The sequence below is a fragment of the [Rhizobium] kunmingense genome (assembly GCF_977018605.1).
In genome coordinates this window covers 2259492-2283600 of sequence record NZ_CDRNXG010000001.1, presented here as the reverse complement: position 1 = coordinate 2283600, position 24109 = coordinate 2259492, and the positions used below count along the sequence as shown (strand labels likewise).

Below are 24109 nucleotides of genomic sequence, written 5' to 3'. Positions count from 1 at the left end.
AAATTGCTTCCTCTCCCGCAAGGGGAGAGGCAACGGGGAGGCGAACTCGGCGCCTACCTCTCCCCTTGTGGGAGAGGATACAAAATCAAGATCTTGGCCAAAGGCTAAGTCTCAGATTCTGTTGGTGAGGGGATCAGCCCCCACCAACGGGATTGCGCAATCAGCTGCCCTTGCCGCCGCACTTGCCGGTGGCGACGTTGAAGTTGCCGCATTCCATCGGCTTGCGCCAATCGGAGATCAGGTCCTTCGAGTCCGGCAGGTAGTCCGACCACTCGTCGCCGACGACGGCCGGGGTTTCCTGCACGACTTCGAACTGGCCGTCGGCCTGGATTTCACCGATCAGCACCGGCTTGGTGATGTGGTGGTTCGGCATGACGGTGGAGGTGCCGCCCGAGAGGTTCGGTACGGAAACGCCGATGATCGAGTCCAGAACCGCATCCGTGTCGGTCGTGCCGGCGGCTTCTACGGCCTTAACCCAAGCGTTGAAGCCGATATAGGCGGCTTCCATCGGGTCGTTGGTAACGCGCTTGTCGTTCTTCGTATAGGCATGCCAGGTCTTGATGAACTCGGCATTGACCGGCGCATCGACGGACTGGAAATAGTTCCAGGCAGCGAGATGGCCGACGAGCGGCGTGGTATCGAGACCGGCGAGTTCTTCTTCGCCGACGGAGAAGGCGACGACCGGAATGTCTTCGGCCTTGATGCCCTGGTTGCCGAGTTCCTTGTAGAACGGAACGTTGGCGTCGCCGTTGATGGTGGAAACGACCGCGGTCTTCTTGCCGGCCGAGCCGAAGGTCTTGATGTCGGAGACGATCGTCTGCCAGTCGGAATGACCGAACGGCGTATAGTTGATCATGATGTCTTCAGGCGCGACACCCTTGGAGATGAGATAGGCCTGCAGGATCTTGTTGGTCGTCTGCGGATAGACGTAGTCGGTACCGGCGAGAACCCAGCGCTCGACGCCTTCGGTCTCGGCCAGATAGTCGACGGCCGGGATGGCCTGCTGGTTCGGTGCGGCACCGGTGTAGAAGATGTTGCGCGAGGATTCCTCACCCTCGTACTGGACCGGATAGAAGAGGATGGAATTCAGCTCTTCGAAGACCGGCAGGACGGACTTGCGCGAGGACGATGTCCAGCAACCGAAAACGGCCGCGACCTTGTCCTGGGAAATCAGCTGGCGGGCCTTTTCGGCAAACAGCGGCCAGTCGGAAGCCGGGTCGACGACAACGGCTTCGAGCTTCTTGCCGAGAACGCCGCCCTTCTTGTTCTGCTCTTCGACGAGCATCAGCATGGCGTCTTTCAGCGTCGTTTCCGAAATTGCCATCGTGCCGGAGAGCGAGTGAAGAACGCCGATCTTGATCGTCTCTTCCTGCGCGAATGCACCCTGGAATGCGGTGCTGGAGAGTGCGGCAGCCAGCAATGCTCCGCCCAGTCTTGCCTTGAAGCTCATAGGATCAAACCCCCTCTTTTATTTGGTTTGTTGGCACAACGGCCCGTTGCCCGTTGCCTGTGGGGACTATCGGCCGCTGCACTGCAAAACCACATACGCAAAATGACGTAGGTGGTGGGGTAAACTGGTAGCGCGCCGACTGCACCGATCGTGAGGACGAACCGGATTTACAAACATACCGACCATCTGGTATGTTTATTTCATGAGCCAGGCCCATGAGCGCAAGAAACAGCCCGAACGCGTCCGCCGCAATCTTCTCGATTGCGCGGCGCAGATCTCGCTCGAGCAGGGATTGCCGGCGGTGACGCTGCAGGCGGTGGCCGATGCGGCGCAAGTCACCAAGGGCGGGCTGCTGCATCATTTCCCGAGCAAGCAGGCGCTGATCCAGGCGGTGTTTCAGGATCTGCTCGAACGGCTGGACGAGGAAATCGACCGGCTGATCGACGAAGACCCGGAGCCTTACGGCTGCTTCACCCGCGCCTATATCCGTGCCTTTTCCGAGGCCGACAGAGCCGGCACCAGCACCGACTGGAACGCACTTCCCCTCTCCTCGCTCACCGATCCGGAAATGAAGGCGATGTGGGCGGACTGGTATGCCGCCCGCCTCGCCCGCCATGCCGATACGGATAGCGGCGTCGAACTCGGCATTGCCCGCTACGCTGCCGACGGCCTGTGGCTGGCCGGCCTGATGGACTATTCAGCAACGACGACGGAAAGCCGGGAGACGCTTGTCGCGCACCTCATTTCCCTGACCCGAAAGAACGACACGTGAACCCCGCACTGATCACCTACGGCTCGCTTTTCATCGCCATCGCCTTCGAAATCGTCGGCACGACGCTGTTGCAGCAGAGCCAGCAGTTCACCAAGGCGCTGCCCACGCTCGGCATGGCGCTCTGCTATGGCGCGGCCTTCTATTTCCTGAGCGTCACGCTGCGCGTGCTGCCGGTGGGCGTCGCCTACGCGATCTGGAGCGGGCTCGGCATCGTGCTGATCTCGATCGTCGGCGTGGTGCTGTTTCGCCAGACACTCGATCTTGCCGCCGTCATAGGGCTGGGGCTGATCATCGCCGGCGTTATCGTCGTCAACGTCTTTTCCAAGACGGTTGCCCACTGAGCGCGTCAATTCGGTTGCAAAACCGCAGCCTACCGTCGAAACTGCCTCGTTGACGATCACTCCTCCCAAGGGATGAAAAACAAGGCATGGCAGCGCGGCAGCGGATCATTCCCATCCGGCGAGAGTATAATCGCTGGGTGGCCAACCAGACATTGGAAGACTATGCGCTGCGCTTTACCGCCAAGAGCGCGCGGCGCTTCTCGTCCAACCGCATCTCGCACACCGCGATCGGCGCGATTTCGTTCCTGGCGCTTGAGGCGATCGGCGGCGCGATCACCCTGTCCTACGGCACCACCAACGCCTTCTTCGCCATCATTGCCGCCGCGATTCTGATGCTGCTCGTCGGCCTGCCGATCAGCCGCTATGCGATCCGCCACGGCGTCGACATCGACCTTCTCACCCGTGGCGCCTCCTTCGGCTATATCGGCTCGACCATCACCTCGCTGATCTATGCGAGCTTCACCTTCATGCTGTTCGCCATCGAGGCGTCGATCATGACCGGCGCGCTTGAGCTGGCCTTCGGCATTCCACTCTGGCTCGGCTATATCATCAGCGCCGTCGTCGTCATTCCGCTCGTCATTTACGGCGTGCAGCTGATCTCGCGCTTCCAGCTTCTGACCCAGCCCTTCTGGATCGTCTTGAACATCCTGCCCTTCGTCTTCATCGCCTTTCTCGACTGGGAGAAGTTCGATCTCTGGCGCGCCTTTGCCGGCGTCAATCATTCGAATGCGGAGATCGGCGGCGCAGCCCCGTTCAACCTGATCGAATTCGGCGCGGCCTCGGCCGTCATTCTGGCGCTGATGCCGCAGATCGGCGAACAGGTCGACTTCCTGCGCTTTCTGCCGCCGGAAGGCATGCAGAGATGGCGGCACCGGTTTGCCGTGTTTCTGGCCGGTCCCGGCTGGGTCGTGGTCGGCGTGCCGAAACTGCTCGCCGGCTCGTTTCTCGCAGTCCTGACGCTGTCGACCGCCGTGCCGATCAGCCAGGCGGCCGATCCCGCCCATATGTATCTCGCCGCCTTCGGCTACATGATCCCCAACGAGACGGCGGCGATGCTGCTGATGGCCGCCTTCGTCGTCGTTTCGCAGCTGAAGATCAACGTGATGAACGCCTATGCGGGCTCGCTCGCATGGTCGAACTTCTTCTCCCGCCTGACCCACAGCCACCCCGGCCGCGTCGTCTGGCTGGTCTTCAACGTGGCGATCGCGCTTCTGTTGATGGAACTGGGCATCTACAAGCTGCTCGAGGCGACGCTCGGCATCTTCTCGATCATCGCCATGAGCTGGCTCTGCACCATTTCGGCAGATCTCGTCATCAACAAGCCGTTGGGGCTTGCCCCTCCCGGCATCGAGTTCAAGCGCGCCCATCTCTACGACATCAACCCGGTCGGCCTCGGCTCGATGATCCTCTCGGCGACAATCTCGCTTGCCGCCCATTTCGGCCTGTTCGGCGAATTGCTGGCCTCGCTCTCGACCTATCTGACGCTGTCCGCACTCGTCATATCCCCGGCGATCGCCTTTGCCACGCGCGGCAAATACTATCTCGCCCGCAAGCCGCGCCACGCCTGGAAGAACCTCTCCTCGATCACCTGTTCGATCTGCGAACACCCGTTCGAGCCGGAGGACATGGCATGGTGCCCGGCCTATGCCGCGCCGATCTGTTCGCTCTGCTGCTCGCTCGACAGCCGCTGCCACGACATGTGCAAGCCACATGCGCGGCTGAATACGCAGGTGGGCACGGTTGCCCGCGCCTTCCTGCCCGAGCATATCATCGCCAAGCTGACGACAAGGCTCGGGCGCTATGCGACGACGGCAATCATCTCGATTTCGGCCATGGGCGCGATCCTTGCCATGGTCGGCTATCAGGCGGGCGAAGCGGCACCGGCCAATGCCGAAATCATCTACGGCACGATCTCGATCGTCTTCTTCGTCTTCGCCATCATCGCCGGCATCGTCTCGTGGTTCTATGTTCTCGCCCATGACAGCCGCGTCGTGGCCGAAGAAGAATCCTCCCGCCAGAACACGCTTCTCCTGAAGGAAATCGCAGCCCACCGGAAGACCGACGCGGCATTGCAGCAGGCCAAGGAAACGGCGGAAGCCGCCAACCGCGCCAAGAGCCGCTATGTCGTCGGCCTGTCCCACGAATTGCGCACGCCGCTCAATGCCGTGCTCGGCTACGCGCAGATCCTCGAGCGCGACGAGACCATACCCGCCCCGCGCCAGTCCGCCATCAAGGTGATCCGCCGCTCGGCCGATCACCTCTCCGGTCTGATCGACGGCTTGCTCGACATCTCCAAGATCGAGGCCGGCCGCCTGCAGGTCTATTCCAACGAGATCAACATCCAGGATTTTCTCGACCAGATCGTCGAGATGTTCTCGCTGCAGGCGCAGGCCAAGGGCCTGGTCTTCGAGCACATCCGCGCGAAAGCCCTGCCGCAATATGTCCGCACCGATGAAAAGCGACTGCGCCAGATCCTCGTCAATCTCTTGTCGAACGCGATCAAGTTCACCGACGAGGGCACTGTGCGTTTCGACATTGCCTATCGCAGCCAGGTCGCGACATTCACCGTGACCGATACCGGACGCGGCATCGCCGAAAAGGATCTCGCGCGCGTCTACGAACCGTTCCAGCGTGGCGAGGCGGAAAGCCTGCGGCCGATGCCGGGGCTCGGGCTGGGCCTCACCATCACCCAGCTTCTGACCAACACGCTGGGCGGCGAGATCATCGCCACGAGCACCAAGGATTTCGGCTCGACCTTCCGCGTCCGGCTGATGCTGTCGGCCGTCGAGCGACCCAACACGGCACCCGCCCCGGAAAAGAAGATCGTTTCCTATACCGGCCCTCGCCGTACCATCGTTGTCGTCGACGACAATCAGGACCACCGCGACCTGATGCGCGAAGTATTGGCGCCGATGGATTTCGTCGTCTTGACCGCCACCGGCGGCCTCGACTGCCTGACGCTGATCGACGGCACCACGCCGGACCTCTTCCTCGTCGACATTTCCATGCCCGACATGAACGGCTGGCAGCTCGTGACGAAACTGAGGGATATGGGCATGGCGGCCCCGATCATCATGCTGTCGGCCAATATCGGTGACGGCGTGGCAAAGATTTCCGAGGACGCCGGCCATAACGACGCAATCGCCAAGCCCGTCGACGTTCGTCGCCTCGCCGACAAGCTCGCCGCGCATCTTGGGCTGGAATGGCTCTATGACAGCGACCGCCAGCCGGCCCCGGCAACACCGGAGAAGAGGGTCGTAAAAAGCCCCGGCCAGATCCATCTTCAGGACCTGTTGCGGCTCGGCGAAATAGGCTACGTGCGGGGGATCGAAGCAAAGCTTGCCGATCTCGCCAGTGACGACACGCACCGCCCCTTCGCCGAAGAGGCCGGCGGCTACGTGAAGGCCTTCGACATGGCGGGCTATATGAAATTCCTGGAGAAGATGGAGACGGAGGACATGCAGAATGGCTGAACCGGCCCTGCCCCGCGACATCATCCTTCTCGTCGACGACAGCCCGGATGCGCTCGGCTTTCTGACGGAGGCGCTCGAACAGTCTGGCTTTTCCGTGCTGATCGCCACGTCGGGCCACTCGGCGCTCAACATCGCCGACAAGATCACCCCCGACCTCATCCTTCTCGATGCGGTCATGCCCGGCATGGACGGCTTCGAGACCTGCCGGCGACTGAAGGTCAGCGCCGGCGTGGCGCAGGTGCCGGTGATCTTCATGACCGGCCTGACCGAGACCGAGCATGTCGTCCACGCGCTCGGCTCGGGCGGGGTCGACTACCTGACGAAGCCGATCAATGTGGATGAGCTGCGCGCCCGTATCCGTGTCCATCTGGCCAATGCGCGCTCCGCCCAGAGCGCCCGCGTCGCGCTCGATGCCGCCGGTCGCCATCTGCTGGCCGTGCGCGCCGATGGCAGCATCCAGTGGTCGACGCCACAGGCAACGCGGCTGATCAATGCGGCAACGGGCAGCGATGACGGGCTGGAACGCGTTTCCACGCGGGTCGCGGCATGGATGGCGGAGCGCCAACAGCCCGGCTTTTCACATGAGGCAGGCTTCTCGCTGACGGCAGGCGAGGAACAGGGCCTGCAGCTTTCCTACCTCGGAGGCCTTGGCGCCGACGAATTCCTGTTTCGCCTGACCGCCAACACAAGGCGATCCGAGACCGATGTGCTGCGTGAACACTTCCCCGTCACCGCACGGGAAGCCGAAGTGCTGCAATGGATCGCCAAGGGCAAGTCGAACCGCGACATCGGCGAGATCCTCGGCCTGTCGGCCCGCACGGTGAACAAGCATCTGGAGCAGATCTATATCAAGCTGGGTGTCGAGAACCGTGCCTCGGCGGCGGTTCGTGCAGCCCATGTTCTGCATGAATCTCCGTAAAACCACCGCGAGTTGAGTCGACAGCGGCATTTCGATCGCGTATATTTAGAACATTCTCCAATTATAATATGTCGATGCCAGAGATACAATCTGGCATATGTTGTTGCGTTGCAGCGAAGCAGCTAGGGGTCGGTGCACACGAGGGTCTGCATCCATGATATCCGACGCGAATAACCAGTCCATCGCATCTCTCATGACCTTGGTCCGGTCCCTGAAGCGTGCCGACCAGCCACATGTGCTTTCGGCGACGGAGCGGGCGCATCGCGTCTCGCTGCTGATGGATCGTCTCACCCGTTACCCGCAGATCGAGATCACGCCTCAGGCGGCACCGATGACCCGCAGCGCCGAAGACAGATAACGGGCCGCAAGCTCGTTGCCCTGTCGCTCGGCGAGATCGAGTGCCGACCTGCAATGGCTTTCCAGCGGATTGCCGGCCTCGGCCTTGGGCTCCGCCGCAATCTCCATCATCGTGCCGTTATAGATGAACGGAATGCCCGCCGTATCCTTCAGGCATCGGCCAACCGAGATCACCTCGACGCGCCGGCCTGCGCCGCGCTCGATCCCGTAGCGCTCCTGATACAGCTCGCCGCCGGTAATCGCCCGGTGGATGGATGCGGCCACCCGCGCACGGTCGTCGATGCTGATGCGCTCGATGATCGCCAGGATGGGCAGTCCGGAGGCCAGCAGCGCCGCCTCAACCCCCAACATTCCCGCCAACGCCACGTCGCCATAAACCTTGTCGCTGCCGAGGTCCCAGCTGAAGAACGCCATACCACAGGACAGAACAGCAGTGCCCAAATCACTATTCAGCGGAAACATGCGAATCCTTTTCTGAAACAATCTCAGATACACTTATTTTAGAACATTATAATTCCGTAAATTATGTATTTTGACCCGTAAACTTTTGGAACATTCGCGAACCCCAGTGTTTCCGGACTAAAACAGGTATTCTCCAGCGTACAATTTCCCCGTTTTTCTTGAAAAACTTCACGGCAACACGGTTCTCGACCACCCGAAACGAAAGAAGCCCGGCGAACCGGGCTTCCTGTTGTCATGTGTGATCAGATCAGACCAGAGCTTAGCTGCCCTGCTGGAAGTAGCTGAAGTTGCCGTCCGGGCCCTTCTTCCACTCGTACATGACGTAGCCCGGAAGCTTCGGGTCGCCCTTTTCGTCGAAAGCGATGTCGCCGAGCACGGTCTTGAACGTGGCTTCGTGCAGCTTCGCAGCAACGGCTTCCGCGTCTTCGGCGCTGCCGGCGGCCTTGATGCCTTCGGCAATGATCTGGACGGCAGCGTAGGAGTAGAGCGTGTAGGCTTCCGGGTTGAAGCCGGCGGCCTTGAACTTGGCGACCAGTTCAGCGTTTGCCGGGATCAGCGTCGGGTCCGGGCCGAAGGTGTTGAGCGTGCCTTCGACGGCGTCGCCGGCGATCGAAGCGAGTTCGTTGGAAACGATACCGTCACCCGATACGAGCGTTGCTGCGAGGCCCTGATCCTTTGCCTGACGGATGATCAGGCCGGCTTCGGTGTGCAGACCACCCCAGTAGATGATCGAGACGCCGGCTTCCTTCATCTTGGCGATGAGAGCGGAGAAGTCCTTGTCGCCGGTGTTGACGCCTTCGCGAACGACTTCGGTCTTGCCGAGAGCGTTATAGGCCTTCTTGGTTTCTTCAGCGAGACCCTGGCCGTAAGGCGTCTTGTCGTCGATGATGGCTACCTTGGCATCGGCGAACTTCTCGGCGAGATACTTGCCGGCAACGCCGCCCTGCTGGTCGTCACGGCCGCAGGTGCGGAACGTGTTCCACAGGCCGCGCTCGGTGAACACCGGGTTGGTTGCGGCAGGGGTGACTTCGAGAATGCCGTTTTCGGCATAGACTTCCGACGCCGGGATGGAAACGCCCGAGTTGAAGTGACCGACCACATACTTGACGCCGTCGGCAACGAACTTGTTGGCGACGGAAACGCCCTGCTTGGCGTCGGAAACGTCGTCGCCGAGAGCGATGACGAGCTTCTCGCCATTGATGCCGCCAGCGGCGTTGATGTCGGCGATGGCCTGCTCGGCACCCTTCTGCAGCTGTGCACCGAATGCGGCGTTCGGGCCGGTCAGAGGACCGCCGACGCCGATGATGATGTCAGCCCAGGCGTTGCCGCTGAAGGCAACCATGGCCGACAGCGCAACAGCAGAAAGAAGAGACTTCTTCATGGATAACTCCCAGTTCTTAAGGTGAGGCATTTTTGAGGGATCCGGCGCAATACCCACCATCACTACGCCGGAAAACGGTTCCACCTTCTGGTGTATTCTTCTTTGACCAAAACCGATCTGAATTCAGAAAAGTCTGGCTGTCAATCTTTCTTCTTCCACGAGAAAGCTGAGGTCGGCTCGTAGAGCCAATAGTAGTTCTGCACCATCTGGCGCGTGCGGCGCAGACGGAAGCCAGCCAGCGCGAATGCCAGGAGGAGAGCAAGGTCAAGCACATAGTAGAATGCGTTGATCAGCGGCCCCTGGAAGAGCGCATAGTGAAGGAACTGCATGGCACAGGCCAAGAGCACCGCGTAGATCACGACTTCGCGATAGCCGTTCCAGTCTTCGGCAGCCGCCTTGCCGGAACGCCATGCGGTCCAGAAGCCGAGGAGGAGAACGATACCGCGGAGAAAATAGCGCACGACGGTATCGGTTTCGAAAAGCAGGCCCTGCATGTCAGTGGCTCCCCATGGCGAGGGTGAAGATGGTCGTGCTCAATGCCGGCCTCCTTCGAGATAGGCGGCGCGGACTTCCGGATTGGTCAGCAGTTCCTTGCCGGTGCCGCTCATGGTGACGCGGCCGTTGACCATGACATAGGCACGGTCGGAGAGCTTCAGCGCCGCAAACGCGTTCTGCTCGACGAGGAACACGGTCAGCCCCTCCTCCTCGTTGAGCTTCTTGATCGCCTCGAAAATGCCCTTGACGATCAGCGGTGCAAGACCGAGCGACGGCTCGTCGAGAAGCAGCAGCTTGGGGCGCGACATCAGCGCGCGGCCGATCGACAGCATCTGCTGTTCGCCGCCCGAAAGCGTGCCGCCGCGCTGGCTCTGGCGCTCCTTCAGCCGCGGGAACATCGCAAACACTTTCTCGACGTCTTCCTTGAAAAATTTCAGGTTGTCGAGATTGGCGCCCATCTGCAGGTTTTCCAGAACCGTCATGCGCCCGAAGATACGACGGCCTTCCGGCGACTGGGCGATGCGTTTGCGGGCGATCAGGTGGGTCGGCAGCCTGGTAATGTCCTCGCCGTCGAAGATGACCTGGCCGTTCTTGGCCTGCGGGGAGCCGCATATGGTCATCATCAGCGTCGACTTTCCGGCGCCGTTGGCGCCGATCAGGCTGACGATCTCGCCCTTGTTGACCTCGACATCGACGCCCGAAAGCGCGCGGATATTACCGTAAAAGGTTTCTACACCCTGGACTTTCAGAAGGGTCTCACCGGCCATCAGACGGTCCCCTCATCAAGCTTTTCCTCGATTGCTTCAACTTCGTCATCCTCGACGCCGAGATAGGCCGCAATGACCTTCGGGTCGTTCTTCACATGATCGGGCGTGCCGTCGGAAATCTTCTGGCCGTATTCCAGAACGACGACATGGTCGGAAATCTCCATGACGACGGACATGTCGTGCTCGATGAGGAGCAGCGACGTGCCCTCGTCGCGAATGCCGCGCAGCAACGCGTTGAGCGTCAGGGATTCCTTCGGGTTCAGACCCGCGGCCGGTTCGTCCAGGCACAGGAGTTCCGGTCCGGTGCACATGGCGCGGGCGATTTCCAGACGACGCTGCGCGCCATAGGAAAGGTCGCCGGCAGGATCGTCCGCACGATCGATCAGATCGGCCTTTTCCAGCCAGTACCGGGCCTTCTCGATCGCATCCTTGGCAGCCGTCTTGTAGGCCGGCAGACCGAGCAGACCGAGAATGGTGTAGCCCGACGCCTTCATCAGCGCGTTGTGCTGCGCGACCAGCAGGTTTTCCAGAACCGTGAGGCCGGAAAACAGGCGGATGTTCTGGAAGGTACGGGCAACGCCCGCCACCTTGTTGATCTCGAAATCGCGCAGCCGCTCCAGCAGATATTCCTTGCCGTCGCTACGCTTCAAGGTGAGCATGCCCATCGTCGGCTTGTAGAAGCCGGTGATGCAGTTGAACACGGTCGTCTTGCCGGCACCGTTCGGGCCGATCAGCGCGGTGATTTCGCCGCGCCTGACGTCGAACGAGAAGTCGTTGATCGCCATCAGGCCACCGAACTTCATCGACAGGTGTTCGACCTTGAGAATGGTCTCGTTTGTCATTGTCTTGCTACCCGTCGCCATCAGCCGTGGCCTTCCTTGGTGAAGCTGCCGGAGACGGCTTTTCGTTCCTTGAGGAAGGCTGTCGGTTCACGGGTACCGACGAAGCCGCGTGGCTTGAACAGCATGACGATGATCATCGCCAGACCGAACAGCAGCATGCGGTAGAGTTCGGGCGTGAAGTCCGGCCCGAAGACGTGTTTGAGGAATTCCATCTCGCGCAACAGTTCGGTACCGCCGACCATGACCACCGCCGCGATGGCGATGCCGGTCAGGGACCCCATGCCGCCGAGAACGACGATGGCAAGGATGACCGCCGATTCCAGGAAGACGAAGCTTTCCGGCGAAACGAAGCCCTGGCGGGCGGCGAAGAACGATCCGGCAAACCCGCCGAACATCGCGCCCGTGGCAAACGCCGTCAGCTTGGTCATGACCGTGTTGATGCCGAGCGAGCGGCAGGCGATCTCGTCCTCGCGCAGCGCTTCCCAGGCACGGCCGATCGGCATGCGGCGCAGGCGAATGGTGACGTAAGCGGTGAGCATGCACATCGCCAGGATGACGTAGAACAGGAAGACCTTGTAATAGACCGAAGAGGACGGCAGGCCCCAGGCCCTGTTGAAATTGTCGGGCGCGCCGACATCGAACGACCAGATGCCGAAGAACGACGCCTTGGCGATGCTGGAAATGCCGAACGTGCCGCGGGTGACATCCGTCCAGTTGATCAGCACGAGGCGAATGATCTCGCCGAAGGCAAGCGTCACGATCGCCAGATAGTCGCCTCGCAGCCTCAACACCGGGAAGCCCAGGATGATGCCCCAGAAACCGGCCAGAATGCCGGCCATCGGCAGCAGCAGCCAGAAGGAGAAGCCGAAATTGGCAGACAGAAGCGCGTAGGAATAGGCGCCGACCGCATAGAAGGCGACATAACCGAGGTCGAGCAGGCCGGCGAGGCCGACGACGATGTTGAGGCCCCATGCCAGCATCACGTAGATGAGGATCTGGATGCCGAAATTGTCGACATATTTCAGCGAGCCCTGACGGCCGAAGATCAGCATCGCCAGGAATGGATAGCAGACCAGGAACAGCAGCGCGATCTTGAGGAAGTGCTTGTGGAAGAAGCCCTTCTCGTCGGAGATTTCCAGAACGCCGGATTTTGCCTTGGCCAGCTTGCGGGCATCGAGATGCGGCTTGATGAAGCCGACCGTGACGAACCGGCCGACAGCGGCAACGGCAACGAACACCGCAAGCAGGCCCCAGCGGGTGCGCCAGACGAGCTGGTTGTTGATGTCCTGATAGGTTTCGATGCCGACGAACAGAAGGAACATGCCGAAGGCGATGACGCCTGCGAAAATGCCTTCCTTCACGGCTCTGGCCATCAGGCCGCTATCGTTGTTTTCGGTTTGGTAAGCCATGTCAGACCTTCTCCACTTCCGGACGGCCGAGAATGCCGGTCGGCTTGAAGATCAGCACGATGGCGAGGATGGCGAAGGTCGCGACATCCTTGTAGGCGATGGAGAAATAGGCCGACCACAGGCTTTCGATGAGGCCGATCAGCAGACCGCCGAGAACCGCGCCCGGCAGCGAGCCGATACCGCCGAGAACGGCTGCGGTGAACGCCTTGACGCCCGGAATGAAGCCATCGTTGAACGAGGCGACGCCGTAATACATCAGGTACATGCCGCCGGCGACGGCGGCGAGTGCCGCGCCCATGATGAAGGTTATAGAGATCGTGCGGTCGACGTCGACACCGAGCAGCGCCGCCATCTTGCGGTCCTGTTCAGTGGCGCGCTGGGCACGGCCGAGCGGCGTCTTGTTGACGATGTACCAGAAGGCGAAGAGCAGGATCGAGGTGATGACGACGATCAGGATCTGCTTCAGCGAAATGGTGATCGCGCCGAAATGATAGGTGTCGGTAACGAGCGACGGGATCGGCTTGTTGCGCGGCCCCTGCGTCACCTGGATGAAGTTCGACAGCGCGATCGACATGCCGATTGCCGTGATCAGCGGCGCAAGGCGGAACGACCCGCGCAGGGGGCGATAGGCGACGCGTTCGATCGTCCAGTTCCACAGACCCGTCATCAGCATGCCGACCAGCAGCATAAGCAGCAGCAGCAGCGCCACCGGGATGCCGGCGAAGAAGGATGTCAGGATCAGGAAGACGATGAGGGCGGCAAAGCCGCCGAGCATGAAGATATCGCCATGGGCGAAGTTGATCATGCCGATGATGCCGTAAACCATCGTATAGCCGATTGCCACGAGGCCATAGATGGATCCGAGAGTCAGCCCGTTTATGAGCTGCTGGATAAAGTATTCCATATAGTTTCCCCTGAGTGCGGTTACCTTGTCGAGGGCCACACCGTTCTTTCGAAACTCCTGATCGGAGTATCAATTTTTTTGATTCCTATCCGTTTCGGTGGAAATGTGAAGTGCAAAATAAAGAGGCAGATCAATTTTCACGAGCTTTTGCGGGCGATGGCGCAAAAGCGCTCAGAAGTGCCGGAATTGCGGCACAAAAGTCACAAAAATTGAGCGTCGCGGCTGTGGAAATCAGGGCAATTCAACGCCAGCTTTTCTATAGAGTTTACAACCATCAGGAGCGTCGATGAGGATTGCCGGCATCGAGTGACGGGGCATTCGACATGTTCCCTGAAACTTAGTTGGCGATGGCCACGTATAGAAGTTCATGAGCGCCGACGAACAAGGGGCAGCAGCATGAAAACGGTTTTGAGCTTCGACGAACTGGTTGGACACGTTCTCGCATCGGCGCGCGATCTTACGCCGCGAGACACGATAGAACTCGGCGTCATTCACGGCTTCTGCCGCGATTTTGCCGAGGATCAGGCACCCGGCTATATCGAAATCCTCAGCCGGGTCGAGGGGTTACAGGCCCTGCTGCCGGCACTGGAGAGGCGTCCGGATCTGGTCGTCGCCGCAACGCCGGAAAAAGCGCTGTGGTGCTTCGTACGGAACAGCCACTGAATTCAGGGATCCGCAAACCCAGCGGTCAGCGCGAACTCGCGCCCCATTTCCATAAGCTCGGCAAACAGCGATCCGCAGAAGGAGCGCGGAGCGACGATCTCGAATGTGTCCGCGCCTGTACGCGCGAGATTGATCGCGACGTGGCAGCAGAGCATGTTGGCGGAGCGCCCGACAGCAAAGGCATCGGGATGCAGGTCGACCGCGACGCATTTCGCCAGGATTTTTCGGGCACTGGCGCCGGAAAGCTGAAGCAGGGCGCGGCCGTCGCTCTGATCGATGACGGAAGCGCCGCCGATCGCCGAAAGCGCATTCTCGACCACGGTGGACGAAGAGGTCGCAGAGACGACCAGCCATTCGCCGGGCGCGCAGTCGCGGATCGAGATAGCGTCGATTGCGGCCAGTGTTTCGGCAAGGCCGGCCTCGTATCCGCGATGGGCAAGCACCGAAAAGATCGCCGGCCGGCGAATGACGGTCAGGTGGTTCGGATTTGTCTTCGTCTCGAAAGCGGAGAGCTGATCTTCCAGCACATGCCGGTGAAAGAGCGTCAGCGACATGAGGTTCACCCCTTGAGCTTGCGGTTGTCGGGATCGACGAAGACGGGAGGGCAGACCTCGGCCAGCACTTCCGATTTGCGCAATGCATCCCAGACGACGAGCTTTTCGCCGTAGCGCTCGCGGCCGGATTTCAGCATCGCAAGCCCGATCGTGTGGCCGAGCGTCGGCGAATGGCAGACGGAGGTTACCCAGCCCTGGTCGTGGACCATGGAAGGCGTCGCGCCATCCTTCAGAAGATGCGCGCCGGCGTGGAATTCCTCGAGCTTCTCGAAGGGCCTCAGACCCACGAGTTGCGCCCGGTCGGCGGCAGTGAGGCCAAAACGGCTGGACAGGTGCTTGCCGATGAAATCGGGCTTCTGCATCGCCATCATCTTGCCAAGTCCGAGATCGTCCGGGGTGGTGCGTCCGTCGATCTCGCTATGGGTGATGAAGCCCTTTTCGATGCGCAGCACGTTGAGCGCCTCCACACCATAGGCGCAGATCCCCTCGTCACGACCGGCATCCATGATAGCATTGGCGACGGCCTCGCCGTAGCCTGCGGGTACGGCAAGCTCATAGGCGAGTTCGCCGGAGAACGAGATGCGGAAAAGCCGTGCCTTCAGCCCGCCGCGCAGCGTCACGGCGCGTGCTGCAAGATGCGGAAAGACGGCGTCGGAAATATCGTCCTCGACGATCCGGCTCATGATCGTCCGCGCCTTCGGCCCGGCCAGCGACATCTGCGCCCACTGGTCGGAGACGGAGGCAAAGCGCACGTCGAGTTCGGGCCAGAAGGTCTGGCTGGCGAATTCCAGATGCGCCATCACCTCGGTCGCATAGGCCGTCGTCGTCGTCAGGATATAGTGGTTTTCCGAAAGGCGGCTGGTCGTGCCGTCGTCGAGGATCATCCCGTCCTCGCGCAGCATCAGCCCGTAACGGGCCTTGCCGACCGGCAGCTTGAGGAAATTGTTGGAATAGACGCGGTTGAGGAATTCGGCCGCCCCTACCCCGAAAATCTCGATCTTGCCGAGCGTCGAGACATCGCAGAGGCCGGCGTTGCGGCGCACGTTCGCCACCTCGCGGTCGACGCTGTCGCGCCAGCCCTTCTCGCCTTCGCGGGCAAACCAGGACGGACGATACCAGAGCCCGGCCTCGACGAATGTCGCGCCGTTCTTCCTCGACCATTCGTGCAGCGGCGAGGTTCTGACCGGTGCGGCATGCTCGGCGCGGCCGGTGCCGGCCAGCGCGCCGAAGGAGACCGGCGTGTAGAAGGGCCTGAACGTCGTCGTGCCGATTTCCGCCGGAGACACGCCGCGCATGCCGGCAACGATGCCGATCGTGTTGACATTGCCGAGCTTGCCCTGATCGGTGGCCATGCCCGTCGTCGTATAGCGCTTGGTATGCTCGATATGACCGAAGCCTTCGCGCTGGGCGATGCCGAGATCGCCGACATGGACGTCGTTCTGGAAATCGACAAAGGCCTTGTCCCTGGCGCCGGGAACGAACCAGAGCGGCGCAAAGGCGGCGTCATGCTCGCCCTCGACCTCGGGGAGGTTCATCGCGGAGGCGGCAAAGCCGAGATCGCGGGCAAGCAAGGTCGCCTTTTCCGCGCCATCGCGCAGGCAGGCCGAAATCGTCTCGCATCCGGCGGCAGAACCGGCGGCGATGAAGGCAGCGCCGACATCCGGCGCCAGGAAGGCCTGCCGCTCGTCGGACCAGACGGGCTTTGCGCCGCGCTGGCACATCAGATGCACGATCGGCGAGAATCCGCCCGACATGGCAAGCGCATCGCAGGCGATCTGTTCCTGGAACCCGGAGCGCTCGGCGATCAGCGCCTCTATACGCTTGGCCCCCTTTGTGCCGACGACACCGGCATTGCGGATCACCCGCACGCCATCCGGCGCGACATCGGCGGACGCCGACCGCGCATCGATGATCGCGGCAATGTCGACACCGGAAGCCCGCAGATCCGCCGCCGTCCGGTAACCCGATCCGCCATTGGTGAAGACGGCGACCTTGCGGCCGGCGGCAACGCCGTAGCGGTTGGCATAGGCGCTGACGGCACTAGCCGTCATAACGCCCGGCTTGTCGTTGCCGCCGAAGACCAGCGGCCGTTCTTCCGAGCCGGAGGCAAGGATTGCCCGCTTTGCGGCAATGCGCCACAAACGCTCCACCGGCAGGTCGGTGGTCGGTATAGCCACATGTTTCTGCACCCGTTCCACCGCACCGAACACCATGTCGTCATACCAGCCGAACACGGTGGTGCGCGGCATCAGCGTCACATTGGCGAGCGACGACAATTCCTCGACGAGGCCCTTGGCGAAATCCGCAGCCGGCACCCCGCCAACGGACGCGCGTTCGGACAGAAGCGATCCGCCGAACCGGAACCCTTCATCGGCGATCACCACCCGCGCACCGGCGCGCGCAGCGGCAAGCGCCGCCATGAGACCGGCGGGACCGGCACCGACGACCAGCAGGTCGCAATGCGCCCATGCCTTTTCATAGCGATCGGGATCGGCCTCGACAGACATCTTTCCAAGCCCCGCGGCACGGCGGATCAGCGGCTCGTAGAGCTTTTCCCAGAAGGCGGCCGGCCACATGAAGGTCTTGTAGTAGAAGCCGGCACCCAGCATCGGCGACATCAGCCCGTTGACCGCGCCGATATCGAAGGCGAGCGACGGCCAGCGGTTCTGGCTGATCGCGGTCAGCCCGTCGTAAAGCTCGGCCACGGTGGCGCGCACGTTCGGTTCGGTGCGCGCACCGGTGCCGATCGTCATCAGCGCATTGGGTTCGGATGAACCCGCCGTCACCGGCCCGCGCGGCCGGTGATACTTGAAGCTGCGCCCCATCAGCATCTGGTCGTTGGCAAGCAGAGCCGAGGCAAGCGTGTCGCCCTCGAACCCCTTGTAAGCCTTGCCGTCGAATTTGAAGGTTAGCGGCTGGCTGCGATTGACCGCGCCATGCGAGGAAAACCGGTAGGATGTCATTCGCCTGCCTCCATCGCAGCCCGCGCCGCGTCTGTGACGGCAAACACTTGATGGGTCAGGTTGTCGCGCTCGACGATCAGCCAGCGGCGGCAGCCGCCGGCATGGTGCCAGTATTCGCGGTAGCGTCCGCGAGGATTGTCGCGGACATAGACATAGCTCTGCCAGGCCTCTTCGCCGGCATTCGGCTCGGGGCGCGCGAGCGCTGCGCCGCGAATGGAAAACTCTTCCTTGGGGCGTGTTCCGCAATGCGGACAGGTAATCAGGCTTGCCATCGGAAATATCTCGCTGAAAATTCGGCTCAGTGGAGGTTGGGCTGCGGACCCTTGCCCGCTTCGTCGATCATGTAGCCGCGTTCGAAACGATCCAGCCGCATGAAGCGCGACACATGATGCGTCTCGTTTTTGGCGATCAGATGCGCAAAGCAGAAGCCGGAGGCCGGCGTCGCCTTGAAGCCGCCGTAGCACCAGCCGCAATTGAGGTAGAGATTGTCGATCGACGTGCGGTCGATGATCGGAGAACCGTCCATCGACATGTCCATGACGCCACCCCAGGAGCGCAGCACCTTGGCCCTTGAGAGGCCCGGAATGAGCGACACGCCCTCCTCCATCGTATGCTCGACGGTGGCGAGATTGCCGCGCTGCGCATAGGAGGAATAGTAGTCGATATCGGCGCCGAAGACCAAGCCGCCCTTATCGGACTGGGAAATATAGAAATGCCCGGCGCCATAGGTGATGACATTGTCGATCACCGGCTTGAGCCCTTCCGAGACGAAGGCCTGCAGCACATGCGTCTCGATCGGCAGGCGAAGATCGGCCATGCGCCCGACGGTCGTCGTGTTGCCGGCCGCCGCCAGCGCCAGCTTGTTGCAGCCGATGAAGCCCTTGGTCGTCTCGACGCCGGTGACGACGCCGTTTTCGCGGCGAATACCGGTGACTTCGCAATGCTGGATGATGTCGACGCCGCGCATGTCGGCGCCGCGCGCATAGCCCCAGGCGACCGCATCATGGCGCACCGTGCCGCCGCGCTTCTGCAAAAGCCCGCCCATGATCGGGAAGCGGGCATGATCGAAATTCAGATAGGGCGCGAGCTTGCGCACCTGTTCGCGGTCGAGCAGCTCGGCATCGACGCCATGCATGCGCATGCCGTTGCCGCGCCGCGCATACTGGTCGCGCTGACCGTCCGAATGGAAGAGGTTCAACACGCCGCGCTGGGAAACCATGGCGTTGTAATTGAAATCCTGCTCCAGCCCTTCCCACAGTTTGAGCGACAGTTCGTAGAACGGATTGTTGCCCTCAAGCAGGTAGTTGGAGCGGATGATCGTCGTGTTGCGGCCGACATTGCCGGAACCGATATAGCCCTTCTCGATCACCGCGATATTGGTGATGCCGAATTCCTTGGCGAGGTAGTAGGCGGTCGAAAGACCATGCCCGCCGCCGCCGACGATGATCACGTCGTAATGCGGCTTCGGCTCCGGTTCGCGCCATGCCGGCGTCCACAGCCGGTTGCCCGAAAGAGCCTGCTTGATGATCGAATATGCAGAGTAACGCATCCATCCGTCCCGTTGATTGCGGCCCGCATTTGAATAGGTGCCTCGCTCGCCAAGCGCAACCGCCACCCTGACGTTTCGCTTTGCGACAGATCGCGCATTTTTCGTCACGGTTACCGAAAATCGAACACACGATTGAGCGTTTTCAAGGGTTTGCAAGCAGTCTCATCCCCGTCCTCCAAAGCGGGCGTATTCTTGTGCCGATCTTTTTGAAGGAGACAAGGATGAGTGATCGCAGCGTAAATCTGGACATGCCCTTCATTGCACCGGCGCAGGCGCAGAAGCACGTCACCCATAACGAGGCCCTGCTGCGGCTGGATGCCGTCGTGCAGCTTTCGATCGTCGCCACAGGCGATGCCCCGCCCGCCGCGCCGACGCCCGGCGACCGTTATCTCGTCGGCGCAAACGCGACCGGCGGCTGGAGCGGCCACAGCGGCGACATTGCCATCTGGCAGGATGGCTATTGGGCCTTTGCCACGCCCGCAACCGGCTGGCTCGCATGGTTCGAGGCGGATGGCGCCCTCAGGGCATTCGACGGAACGGACTGGCAGGCGATCGGCCTTGCCGATGACGTCTCGGTCTCGACACTCGGCATCAATGCTGCCGCCGACGAGACGAACCGGCTGTCGATCGCCTCCCCCGCCACGCTTCTCAACCATGCGGGCGCAGGACATCAGCTGAAGATCAACAAGGCGCAGGCGGCGGATACGGCAAGCCTGCTGTTTCAGTCCGGCTGGACCGGCCATGCCGAGATGGGCCTTGCCGGCAACACCGACTTTTCCATCAAGGTCAGCGACGGCAATGAATGGAGAACCGGCCTCGCCATCGATGCCGCAGGCCGCGTGACGCGCCCGAGCCAGCCCGCCGCCCGCGCCTACCGAGCCGGTGCCAACTTCACGCCGACATCCGGCCAGCAGAGCGGCATGACGGCCTTTTCGGTCAACCAGGGCGGCTTTGCCACGGGCGCAGCATTGGCCGGCGGCGGCAATGCGCTTGTGGTGCCGGCGACCGGCCTCTACCTTCTGGCGCTGACGACGATGGTGACGGCCGTAACCTCGGCGTACGGCGTCGGGGTTGCGCGCAATGGTAGTCAGACGCTGGTTTCGGTCAGCGGCGCATCGGGCTCGGCGGCCAGCCTGTCGGCATCCGCGATAGTGCAGTTGCAACAAGACGATACACTGGTTTTCGCGCATACGGGCGGCGCCACGTTCATGGCCGGAGCGAACGGAACTAACCTTTCTCTGACAATGATTTAGCGAAAAACTTTCGCAAAATGGGCCAGCTCCTGTCTCCTTTTCGCACAGGGGCTGGCCGAAAATGATCTTTCCACAGTCTCTGCAACCCCTGCACCACAAGGGTTTCCGCACTGAAAACATGGAAAAATACGACCTTTGCGAGTTAGGTCACATTTGCGCTTCGTGTTTAGTCAAATGTTAAAACTGCCGGACTAGGCTCTCGTCCGTGGTCTTGTGTTGTGTAGAGAGTTCCAATGACCGAAATGATCCGTCCACGAGTTAAATATGTCATCGGCCCCGATGGCAGCCCGCTTACGATTGCTGACCTGCCGCCGGCCAATACGCGCCGCTGGGTTATCCGTCGCAAGGCAGAGGTTGTCGCGGCTGTGCGCGGTGGCCTGTTGAGCTTGGAGGAAGCCTGCGAGCGTTACACGCTCACCGTCGAAGAGTTCCTGTCCTGGCAGTCGTCGATCAACGATCATGGCCTTGCCGGCCTGCGCACGACCCGCATCCAGCAGTACCGCCACTAGCGCCCGAAGGCGAAAAGCCGATCATGCCCGGATGCCGCGCCAAACCCGCGGCATCATTTTTTTGATCAATTTTCAGCTTGGCCGCTTCGTCTTTCCCAGTTTGACCACAGAGGGATAGACGGCCGCGATCGCGGCAGAAGCGGCATAGCACCAGAACCCGGGCAGGGTCACGGCTTTCGCCAGACCGCTCGTCTTGGCGGCGAAGATGACGATGGCAACAAGCATGACGTCCATCATCGACCATTTGCCGAGATGCGGCATGATGGCGGAGAGAAAAACCGGTCGGGCACCCTGCCCGATCCGATCCATCGAGTATATCGCCAGCTTGCAAAGCGGGATGACGATGGAAACAGTCGCGACGATGATCGCCAGCAATCCGCTGCCGTCGCGCCACAGTCCGAAGATCATCTGCAAGAGCGACGGCTCCGAGCTGAAAAAGTAGAGCTGCTCGAAGCGCATGATCGGCAGACTGACGCCGAGCGCCAGAAGCGCGGCCGCCACCGCGAGAGCCAGAATAGGCCAGATCCGATCCACCAAACCTCCATCCGTCAGAAGTCCGCACTCCGAACGGGCATTGCCTTCGATGCGTTCCGTTTCTAGCATGGCGCAAAACGGGATAGGAGGCATTATGGAAATCGCACACGAACAGAGGGCATCCGGCGGTCGCTACGTCGCGGAGGTCGATGGCCACCAGGCCGAGATGACCTATTCCCGCACATCGCCGACGCTGATCATCATCGATCATACCGGCGTTCCCGATGCCCTGCGCGGTCAAGGCGTCGGCCAGGCGCTGGCAAAATTCGCGGTGGAAGATGCGCGCACCAACGGCTGGAAGGTCATTCCGCTCTGCCCCTTCTTCAAGGCGCAGGTCGCACGTCACCCGGAATGGCGCGACATCATCAGCTGACGGCCGAAAGTCCCGCCACGGCGACGGCCGGCGGGACTGCCCAACAAACGGAAAAAGGGCGCCGCCCCTTGCGGGTCGCCCTTTTCTTCCTTCTCGAAATGATCCGGCCGATCAGGCGCGGGCGCGCATTCCGCCGTCACGCTCTTCGAGCGCCGACGCCTTGGCGAGTTCCGCTTCAGCCTCTTCCAGTGCGAGTTCCGCACTATCCTGCTGAACCTTCAGTTCCCGGATCGATACCTGCAGATTGTCCGCACGCTGGCGGGCAGCCTTGGCAAAGGTCGGATAGGCGAAATGGCCGGGGTCTGAGATGCCCGACTTTTTCTCCTCGACGGTGATCTGGTGCTCCAGTTCCTTCGCCATCCGTTCGAATTCGGCCATCATCATCTGCAGCTGCTGCAGCTGACGGCGCTTTTCATTAACCTGAAATCCCTTCAGGCGAACAAGACTGTCACGCGACTTCATACGCAATACTCCATAGGATACTATATCCCGGCCCGAAATCCGCATGTCACTCTGCAGACCGAAAATTTCCACGACGTTAATAAATCTGGCGTCGCGTTAACCTTTCGTTTACGGGCATCATTAATGATAATCACGATCGTTTAAGGGTCGGTAAATACCAAGTCCAAATCGGACGGCGACAATGTGTCAGTCGCATGAATCACTTAGCGGAATTTCCTCGTCCGTTGATTCAACTGGTGATGGCCAATCCTGAAAGGAAAACAGGCTTCTACTAATTTTGCTTAATAAATTGATGCACCTTGCCAAATCAGGTCACAATTTGTTAACCATTTGGTGGCAGCTTCCAAATCAGGCACAGTCTGGATCCGTAACGAGTAGGGGGCAACGGTTACCTTGCGCGGCGGTAAAGGGGAAAATTATGCGGGTTCTACTCATTGAAGATGACAGCGCGACAGCGCAGAGCATCGAACTGATGCTCAAGTCGGAAAGTTTCAACGTCTACACCACCGATCTCGGTGAAGAAGGCGTCGATCTCGGCAAGCTTTACGATTACGATATTATCCTTCTCGACCTTAACCTGCCCGACATGTCGGGTTACGAGGTGCTGCGTACGCTGCGTCTCGCCAAGGTTAAAACACCGATCCTGATCCTCTCCGGCATGGCCGGCATCGAGGACAAGGTTCGCGGTCTCGGCTTCGGCGCCGACGACTACATGACCAAGCCCTTCCACAAGGACGAACTGGTCGCTCGCATTCATGCGATCGTCCGTCGCTCCAAGGGTCACGCCCAGTCGATCATCATCACCGGCGAACTGATCGTCAATCTCGACGCCAAGACCGTCGAAGTTGGTGGCCAGCGCGTTCACCTGACGGGCAAGGAATACCAGATGCTGGAGCTGCTTTCGCTCCGCAAGGGCACGACGCTCACCAAGGAAATGTTCCTCAACCACCTTTACGGCGGCATGGACGAACCGGAACTGAAGATCATCGACGTCTTCATCTGCAAGCTGCGCAAGAAGCTCGCAAACGCTGCCGGTGGCGCCAATTACATCGAAACCGTCTGGGGCCGCGGCTATGTGCTGCGCGAGCCGGACGCGACCGAATACGCCGAAACTGCCTGAGCGAAAATTCCCCTTATCGCGAAAAGCCCGTCTGGTTCTGCCAGGCGGGTTTTTTATTGCCCGCATTTGGCGCACTTTGCCGGACGCGAAAACGGCCGCCGAAGCGACCGTCGAAAGAAATTTCGCTTTTTCAGGGATCAGGCGGCTTCCGCGTGCGCGCCGAATACCGAGGTCAGGATTTTGCGGTCGAAGGGCTTCAGCAGGAAGTCGTCGGCCCCTGCCCGCTTGCCGGCCATCATCCGCTTCAGGTCCGCTTCGATGACGCAGTAGAAGATCTTCACCGCCTTGCCTTCCGGCAGGGCGCGAACCGCCGCGATCAGGTCGAGCGCGCCATCGAGGCTGGCGTCGACGATGAGGAAATTCGGCAGTTCCGCCTGACATCCGCGCAGAGCATCGCGGGCATCCCCGGCTTCGGCGACGAGAAAACCGAGTTCGGACAGGATCCGCTTGCCGACCTTGCGCACGATATCCGAATTGTCGGCGATCATCAGACGCTGCATCACCCGTTCCCCTTAGCCCACCCTTTGGGCAAGACATGAGGCTAGCCGATTGCCGCT

The 24109-nt window shown here is 61.0% G+C and carries 26 protein-coding genes; 11 read left to right on the top strand and 15 right to left on the bottom strand.

What is annotated here, in order from left to right:
• Positions 1–160 precede the first annotated feature (160 nt).
• On the bottom strand, positions 161–1450 hold the full coding sequence (gene urtA / locus AC0JZ4_RS10825; protein ID WP_471886383.1) for an urea ABC transporter substrate-binding protein: 1290 nt from the start codon (positions 1448–1450) through the stop codon (positions 161–163).
• Positions 1451–1652: 202 nt separating this feature from the next.
• Between urtA and AC0JZ4_RS10820 the strand changes: the two genes are divergently transcribed.
• From AC0JZ4_RS10820 to AC0JZ4_RS10800, 5 genes are all read left to right on the top strand, one after another.
• Positions 1653–2222 carry a TetR/AcrR family transcriptional regulator gene (locus AC0JZ4_RS10820; protein WP_471886382.1) on the top strand — a complete coding sequence of 190 codons (570 nt, stop codon included), beginning with the start codon at positions 1653–1655 and terminating at the stop codon, positions 2220–2222.
• A complete protein-coding gene (locus tag AC0JZ4_RS10815) occupies positions 2219–2563 on the top strand; it encodes a DMT family transporter (RefSeq protein WP_471886381.1) in 345 nt (114 codons plus the stop codon). The genes AC0JZ4_RS10820 and AC0JZ4_RS10815 overlap by 4 nt, the downstream gene beginning before the upstream one ends.
• Positions 2564–2649: 86 nt before the next feature.
• Positions 2650–6036: a hybrid sensor histidine kinase/response regulator gene (locus AC0JZ4_RS10810; protein ID WP_471886380.1), complete on the top strand. Its 3387-nt coding sequence runs from the start codon at positions 2650–2652 to the stop codon at positions 6034–6036.
• Positions 6029–6955: a response regulator gene (locus AC0JZ4_RS10805; RefSeq protein ID WP_471886379.1), complete on the top strand. Its 927-nt coding sequence runs from the start codon at positions 6029–6031 to the stop codon at positions 6953–6955. Before AC0JZ4_RS10810 ends, AC0JZ4_RS10805 begins: the two co-directional genes overlap by 8 nt.
• Positions 6956–7109: 154 nt before the next feature.
• Positions 7110–7313, top strand: coding sequence for a hypothetical protein (locus AC0JZ4_RS10800; RefSeq protein ID WP_471886378.1), 204 nt, complete (start codon positions 7110–7112; stop codon positions 7311–7313).
• On the opposite strand, the gene AC0JZ4_RS10795 is transcribed toward AC0JZ4_RS10800, so the two are convergent.
• The 7 genes from AC0JZ4_RS10795 to AC0JZ4_RS10765 all read right to left on the bottom strand — a co-directional run bounded on the left by AC0JZ4_RS10795 (position 7274) and on the right by AC0JZ4_RS10765 (position 13572).
• On the bottom strand, positions 7274–7774 hold the full coding sequence (locus AC0JZ4_RS10795) for a hypothetical protein (protein ID WP_471886377.1): 501 nt from the start codon (positions 7772–7774) through the stop codon (positions 7274–7276). The genes AC0JZ4_RS10800 and AC0JZ4_RS10795 overlap by 40 nt on opposite strands.
• A gap of 259 nt (positions 7775–8033) precedes the next feature.
• Complete coding sequence (locus AC0JZ4_RS10790) at positions 8034–9155, bottom strand: branched-chain amino acid ABC transporter substrate-binding protein (RefSeq protein WP_471886376.1); 1122 nt, start codon at positions 9153–9155, stop codon at positions 8034–8036.
• Between the two features lie 140 nt (positions 9156–9295).
• Complete coding sequence (locus AC0JZ4_RS10785) at positions 9296–9649, bottom strand: DUF6867 family protein (RefSeq protein WP_471886375.1); 354 nt, start codon at positions 9647–9649, stop codon at positions 9296–9298.
• Positions 9650–9688: 39 nt separating this feature from the next.
• On the bottom strand, positions 9689–10417 hold the full coding sequence (locus AC0JZ4_RS10780; protein WP_471886374.1) for an ABC transporter ATP-binding protein: 729 nt from the start codon (positions 10415–10417) through the stop codon (positions 9689–9691).
• Positions 10417–11280, bottom strand: a complete 864-nt coding sequence (locus tag AC0JZ4_RS10775; protein ID WP_471886373.1) for an ABC transporter ATP-binding protein — start codon at positions 11278–11280, stop codon at positions 10417–10419. Before AC0JZ4_RS10775 ends, AC0JZ4_RS10780 begins: the two co-directional genes overlap by 1 nt.
• A complete protein-coding gene (gene livM / locus AC0JZ4_RS10770; RefSeq protein WP_471886372.1) occupies positions 11280–12668 on the bottom strand; it encodes a high-affinity branched-chain amino acid ABC transporter permease LivM in 1389 nt (462 codons plus the stop codon). Before livM ends, AC0JZ4_RS10775 begins: the two co-directional genes overlap by 1 nt.
• Position 12669: 1 nt before the next feature.
• The gene (locus tag AC0JZ4_RS10765; protein ID WP_471886371.1) at positions 12670–13572 is read right to left on the bottom strand and encodes a branched-chain amino acid ABC transporter permease; all 903 of its coding nucleotides are present in this window, start codon (positions 13570–13572) and stop codon (positions 12670–12672) included.
• A 110-nt stretch (positions 13573–13682) separates the two neighbouring features.
• On the opposite strand from AC0JZ4_RS10765, the gene AC0JZ4_RS10760 reads away from it, so the two are divergent.
• Both AC0JZ4_RS10760 and AC0JZ4_RS10755 read left to right on the top strand, forming a co-directional pair.
• Positions 13683–13862 (top strand): hypothetical protein, encoded by a 180-nt coding sequence (locus AC0JZ4_RS10760; RefSeq protein ID WP_471886370.1) that lies wholly within the window; start codon positions 13683–13685, stop codon positions 13860–13862.
• 106 nt (positions 13863–13968) lie between these two features.
• Complete coding sequence (locus tag AC0JZ4_RS10755) at positions 13969–14235, top strand: hypothetical protein (protein ID WP_471886369.1); 267 nt, start codon at positions 13969–13971, stop codon at positions 14233–14235.
• A 2-nt stretch (positions 14236–14237) separates the two neighbouring features.
• Here AC0JZ4_RS10755 and AC0JZ4_RS10750 read toward each other — a convergent pair whose 3' ends face one another.
• From AC0JZ4_RS10750 to AC0JZ4_RS10735, 4 genes are read right to left on the bottom strand one after another with little or no spacing between them, the layout of a single operon-like run.
• Positions 14238–14789 carry a sarcosine oxidase subunit gamma gene (locus AC0JZ4_RS10750; protein ID WP_471886368.1) on the bottom strand — a complete coding sequence of 184 codons (552 nt, stop codon included), beginning with the start codon at positions 14787–14789 and terminating at the stop codon, positions 14238–14240.
• Between the two features lie 5 nt (positions 14790–14794).
• Positions 14795–17752: a sarcosine oxidase subunit alpha family protein gene (locus AC0JZ4_RS10745; RefSeq protein WP_471886367.1), complete on the bottom strand. Its 2958-nt coding sequence runs from the start codon at positions 17750–17752 to the stop codon at positions 14795–14797.
• A complete protein-coding gene (locus tag AC0JZ4_RS10740; protein ID WP_471886366.1) occupies positions 17749–18024 on the bottom strand; it encodes a sarcosine oxidase subunit delta in 276 nt (91 codons plus the stop codon). Before AC0JZ4_RS10740 ends, AC0JZ4_RS10745 begins: the two co-directional genes overlap by 4 nt.
• A gap of 26 nt (positions 18025–18050) precedes the next feature.
• On the bottom strand, positions 18051–19301 hold the full coding sequence (locus AC0JZ4_RS10735) for a sarcosine oxidase subunit beta family protein (protein WP_471886365.1): 1251 nt from the start codon (positions 19299–19301) through the stop codon (positions 18051–18053).
• Between the two features lie 221 nt (positions 19302–19522).
• On the opposite strand from AC0JZ4_RS10735, the gene AC0JZ4_RS10730 reads away from it, so the two are divergent.
• On the top strand, positions 19523–20554 hold the full coding sequence (locus AC0JZ4_RS10730; protein ID WP_471886364.1) for a DUF2793 domain-containing protein: 1032 nt from the start codon (positions 19523–19525) through the stop codon (positions 20552–20554).
• 233 nt (positions 20555–20787) lie between these two features.
• Positions 20788–21063 carry a CtrA inhibitor SciP gene (sciP, locus tag AC0JZ4_RS10725; RefSeq protein ID WP_018327815.1) on the top strand — a complete coding sequence of 92 codons (276 nt, stop codon included), beginning with the start codon at positions 20788–20790 and terminating at the stop codon, positions 21061–21063.
• Between the two features lie 72 nt (positions 21064–21135).
• Here the strand turns inward: sciP and AC0JZ4_RS10720 are convergent, their stop codons facing one another.
• Entirely contained in the window at positions 21136–21597 is a 462-nt protein-coding gene (locus AC0JZ4_RS10720) for a paraquat-inducible protein A (RefSeq protein ID WP_471886363.1), read from the bottom strand.
• A 94-nt stretch (positions 21598–21691) separates the two neighbouring features.
• Between AC0JZ4_RS10720 and AC0JZ4_RS10715 the strand changes: the two genes are divergently transcribed.
• The gene (locus AC0JZ4_RS10715; protein ID WP_471886362.1) at positions 21692–21970 is read left to right on the top strand and encodes a GNAT family N-acetyltransferase; all 279 of its coding nucleotides are present in this window, start codon (positions 21692–21694) and stop codon (positions 21968–21970) included.
• Positions 21971–22081: 111 nt separating this feature from the next.
• Here AC0JZ4_RS10715 and AC0JZ4_RS10710 read toward each other — a convergent pair whose 3' ends face one another.
• On the bottom strand, positions 22082–22432 hold the full coding sequence (locus tag AC0JZ4_RS10710; protein ID WP_471886361.1) for a flagellar export protein FliJ: 351 nt from the start codon (positions 22430–22432) through the stop codon (positions 22082–22084).
• Between the two features lie 418 nt (positions 22433–22850).
• Here AC0JZ4_RS10710 and ctrA point away from each other — a divergent pair, with 418 nt between their 5' ends.
• On the top strand, positions 22851–23552 hold the full coding sequence (gene ctrA / locus AC0JZ4_RS10705) for a response regulator transcription factor CtrA (protein ID WP_471886360.1): 702 nt from the start codon (positions 22851–22853) through the stop codon (positions 23550–23552).
• A gap of 137 nt (positions 23553–23689) precedes the next feature.
• Here the strand turns inward: ctrA and AC0JZ4_RS10700 are convergent, their stop codons facing one another.
• Complete coding sequence (locus AC0JZ4_RS10700) at positions 23690–24052, bottom strand: response regulator (RefSeq protein WP_471886359.1); 363 nt, start codon at positions 24050–24052, stop codon at positions 23690–23692.
• Between the last annotated feature and the right edge of the window lie 57 nt (positions 24053–24109).